Raw genomic sequence first — 4,773 nt, forward strand, 5'->3', positions numbered from 1 at the left:
TAGCGCAAGTTCAAGACAGGTTTGGAAAATTCTTTACTGATTACAGTCTTGTAGGGAAGCATATAACCAACGCGTTGGGCAAATACGACGATTCCGCAAAAAACGCCGAAAAATTAAATGATCAAATGGGAAGACTCACGGGGCAAAAGACGGAACTTATTGAAGGATAGCTGACAAACTGCCAATCATATAAAGAGGTATGGAATACAATTCGTCTATAACGCCGTAATTCTTTAGCGAGGCGCGAATGGCGCAAGCGGGAGCATATTCATTTCTGTACACATTTAAACTTTCAGATTTGACATTTTTGCCAGACTTAACTTCTATCGGAATAATTTTATCATTGTACTGCACGACAAATTCAATTTCGGCGGTATTTTTTTCTGCCGCCCAGTAGTAAATTGGCAATTTATTATTAGTCGCGACAAGTTCCTGCAAAACAAATTGTTCCGCAAGCCCTCCCTTGTAGTGCGAAAAAGTTCTATCATTGTCGCCAATGTAGAGCTTAATATCAAGTCCGGCTCGCGCGGAAAGAAGTCCTACGTCATTCATATAAAGTTTAAAGATAGCAGGCTCTTTATATCCTATCAACGGCATATTAGGCAAACTTACCCGATACAGTTTATAGATTAGATTAGTATTTGTAAGCCAATTAAGAGCCGCCTCATAATCGCGCCCACGTGAACCTTCTTTCATGCCTGAATACAGAAAGCGTTTATTTTCCCTGCCAAGTTGGGTAGGAACTGAATCCCAAATATCCCGCGTCCGAGCGATAAATGACGACGGAATATGTTTAGCAAAATCGGCATAGTAAGAATCAAGAATCATTCTTTGCACATCACGCACTTCGCCAAAATCGCGCGTTTCGCAATATTTTTTTACAGCCCCTGGCATTCCACCGGTATAGAAATACTGCTTTAACAGCCCCGTGAGCGCGTCATGGAATGTGAAAATTGCCTGAAAATCTGGAGTTTTAAGAATTTGCACATAACGTGGCTCTACCGCTTCCAAAAACTCATAAAACGACATAGGATACATTGTTATCATGTCAACTTTGCCTACTGGAAAGCCCGTCCCCTCAAGCGTCATCACTCCAAGCAGACTGCCAGCGGCAATAATTTGATACTCAGGCGCGTTCTCGTTAAAATATTTTAGCGATGTAAGCACGCGCGGACATTCCTGAACTTCGTCAAAAATGATAAGGGTATCGGGCGTAATTTTTATACCGCTGGCTACAGAAAGCTCATGAATAATACGCGGAACGCTGAAATCTTTTTCAAAAATACTTTTAAAAATATTGTCCGAATCAAAAGTGATATAGGCGGCAGAATCATAATTTTTTGCGCCAAATTCCTTCATAAGCCATGTTTTGCCAACCTGTCTTGCCCCAAAAACAATCAGCGGTTTACGGTCTTTTGAGTTTTTCCAATTTACTAGCTTTTCAATTACAGAACGATACACTTTTACCTCTTTTTTAGGTTGTTTATCTAAATTATAGCGTAATAATGATATTTGTCAAGAAAAAGGTGTGTAATTTGCACAAAATTCTATGGAATTTGGTGTTGAATTTACACGTTTTTCCGAATTAGGGATATTTCCTTATTTTTTATGGATAATAGTCGGCATTTCTACATTGAAGCTTTTAAGTACGCAGGTTTTACCTTCGTCAAAAAGACCTTTTTTAATTGCGGAAGCGCGGATTTTTTCTTCGGTTTCTTGGGTAGTTATAATGTCGCAGAGTTGGCGGGATTTTGATTCCATCGCTTTTTCATGGGTAACTTTGTAAGAGCGCATTTCAACATGATTAAAAGTCGCGCCACGCGCTCCGCTTTCTATCGCCTCTTTACGGAATAATTCAATTTCCGCTTCATCGCCGATAAAGAAAAGTCCTCTGGTATTAATCGACTTTCCTTCGCCGCTCTTGTGTTCATGTCTGCGAGATCCAAAGCGACGCCAATCGTTTGAACCGCGAACTTCGTCTAATGCGGCGATGATTTGTTCCATAGTTGCGGCATGAACGCGCTCTCCGTGCCGTATCCGCAGGTTTACCACAGGCGCGTGAACAAAGCACCGATACAAAAAGCCGTTGCCGGGAACGTCAAGACTGGCGCGCGGAATTATGCTTTTTTCCACCAAGTCGGCATCGGAACGTGAAACAAGAAACCAGATGATTTCTTTTTCTATCGGAATGGTTATCCTCATAAGCCCTAATCTGTCCCTTAAACCGGCTCCTGTTCCGAAAAAAACAACAGGTACGCCGATACCAAGTTCCAATATCACCTGAGCCAACGCGTCGCCTGATCCTCTGGAAACAGTACAAGCGATAAGCGCGTGTTCCTCAGGAGAAAGTTTCTCTTTTTTTTCGCAAAGATTATCAAGTTTTTCCATGTCAAAAGAAAGAGGCGTTCCTCTTAAAATGTTTATATGCTGTGAAAAAATACTGCCGCGTCCGCCCATTCCAAGATCAGTCGCCTCGATAATACGGCTCATAACGCTCTCTTCATACATCGCGGGAACATACATTCTGTAAATCAGCGCGCGGCTTTCATCAAGTTCAGTAACGGGACGCAATCCAAAAAAACCGCGTTTGTCCTGCATAAATGTTTGTTTTGCGCGCTGGACAAAAACTTCGGGAAGCGCAAGCTCAGTAAGCGCCTGATCCAAGGCGGGAACTATATTCATGTCGGCAATACAGATAATACAAGAAGCGGAAATTTCCATAATTCTCCCTACATATTTTTTAACACACGTTTAGATTTTGCTTTATCAATAATACCCGATATAAGAATTACGATAATCGGAAAAACGCTCGCCGTCGCAACAATTCCAAAAGCGCCGTCCGCGCGTAACGAATCGTTTCCAAGTCCAAGCCCCGTAGTTATAATGATTGGAACTGTGATTGGACCTGTTGCAATACCGGCGACATCCCACGCTATCGAAGAAAAATCTTCCGGCGCGAATACTGTCAGTATCAGAGCAATAGCGTAACAAGGAGCCAGAATCCACGAAAGATGTATGCCCCCGACAGGCAACATATTACTGAACAACACACGCGCAAAACCAATCACCATACCGCCGCCTACTCCCATAGCCGCAATCATTATCAATTTAGATCGCTTAAAAGTGCCTGTTGTCATTTCTTCTACCGTAACAGCAGTAACGGCAAGACCCGGTTCCGCAAAGATAGCGAAAAATCCAAGAAAAAAAACAATGACAAGTATTACAATGTATGCGCCAATTATTCCAAACTTTGATGACATTGCGTCTTTAATGGGAATATGGGTATAACTGTCGCCGTTAAGCCGCTGAGGAACAAATTTTTCAAGAGTTGGTTTATTATTCCAAATAACCCAGATATAAGTTTCCGCTCCGTTTTCTCCCGGTACTGTAATGAGCGAATTTTCACTGATGCCGTGCACTGTTACGGTTTTATTTTCATAGAGCGTTTCCGTGTAAGCCTGTTTAAGAGAGTTTCCAGCTTGAGAACTTAAAACTGTAATGCCGCCTGTCATTCCCAAGTTAAGCGCAAACATTCCCAAAGAGGCGAATAATATTCCAAGCGCGACAATATCGGCGTTAAAGATTCTGTCACGGGCGATTAAACCAATGGCGACAATTAATGCTAACGCAAGGGGCAGTACCGAAAGAAGCGCGGATTTGGCATATCTAAAGAAAGCTTCAGGGGCAAACACCGACGTCCCTTCAATCTTCTGATTTTCACCTAACTGCCGCTGCGGAAAACAAATAGCGAAGTCTTCTGCTGAAAGATCTCCAGAGAAAACCGCATTTTCCGCCATTTTGTAAAGTTCTTCGCTGTTACCCGCAACATAGACAGCCTTTGCCCTCTGTTGCGGTTCCGTAGAAAAGAAAGACAGCGTGTCGCCGGGCGACGGAACTTTGGGACCGAGCAAAGCGGCAAGAAAAAGAACGCTTGCAACAGGCAGGGCGGACGCGAGCGTTACAAGCCCAAGCCCCGAAGCATTGGAACTTTTGCCGCCTATTTTCGCCACGCCCAAACCAAGGGCGAGGATAATCGGCACTGTAACCGCTCCCGTCGCCGCTCCTCCGGTATCCCATGCAAGATTTACAAGCGGACGCAAAATCGGGTTTTCATCAAATATGCAGCTAACGGCGACAATAGTAGGAATAATGATAAATACAGGCGGCTTAAAAGCCCAGCCGAACATGAAGCGGTAAACGCCAAGCACCACGGAAAGCCCCACCCCGATAGCGATGGCGGCGACAAGCCATGTTGTGCCTCTGTTTAAAAGAAGGTACAAAAGCGGAGCGTCCCATGCCGGAATAACGCTACCCTGCTGTTGCAACACAGCGACGGCAGGTTCCGCCAAAGTAGCCGTAATTCCCACGATAATTGAGAAAACTGTAACACCCACCGCCCCAATTTTTGACGGCAGTCTCATTCCGCACTGCTCTCCGAGGGGCATAATCCCCAAAAAAAGCCCTTCAAGGAAAAAAGACAGTCCCAAAATCGCCGCACCTACGCAGATAACTACAGAAAGCGCGTTTTTAAGAGGAGTTCCTAACACAAAATATTGAACAGCCGCCAGAAAGACGCTTACCATCAACACCGCCTTGAACTGCGGCTTTATTTTGCCAAGCGCGTAAATTTTTATTAAAGAAAACGATTCCTTAAAAGACAAGGTTATCTTTTTTTTCCGTTGGGGAAACAGGTTATCTGTCAATTTCTTAAAAAAGTTCACGTTATATGTATATAGTGAAGTTTTTTGATATTTTTTACAAGTAGGGCTCTTA

At 43.6% G+C, this 4,773-nt stretch carries 3 protein-coding genes; all 3 read right to left on the reverse strand.

Annotated features, from left to right (window positions below; all coding sequences use genetic code 11):
• Positions 1-156 precede the first annotated feature (156 nt).
• The gene (locus tag ACYVTD_RS09775) at positions 157-1,461 is read right to left on the reverse strand and encodes an ATP-binding protein (RefSeq protein ID WP_461247591.1); all 1,305 of its coding nucleotides are present in this window, start codon (positions 1,459-1,461) and stop codon (positions 157-159) included.
• A 138-nt stretch (positions 1,462-1,599) separates the two neighbouring features.
• Positions 1,600-2,721, reverse strand: coding sequence for a hypothetical protein (locus ACYVTD_RS09780; protein WP_461247592.1), 1,122 nt, complete (start codon positions 2,719-2,721; stop codon positions 1,600-1,602).
• Positions 2,722-2,729: 8 nt separating this feature from the next.
• Positions 2,730-4,773 (reverse strand): DUF1538 family protein (locus tag ACYVTD_RS09785; RefSeq protein WP_461247593.1); only part of this gene is annotated, 2,044 nt, incomplete at its 5' end.

It is taken from the genome of Treponema sp. R6D11 (assembly GCF_054786075.1).

Excerpts from the sequence above, each read along its gene's own strand:
- ACYVTD_RS09780 (WP_461247592.1), bottom strand. The coding sequence starts at position 2,721 with ATGGAAATTTCCGCTTCTTGTATTATCTGTATTGCCGACATGAATATA.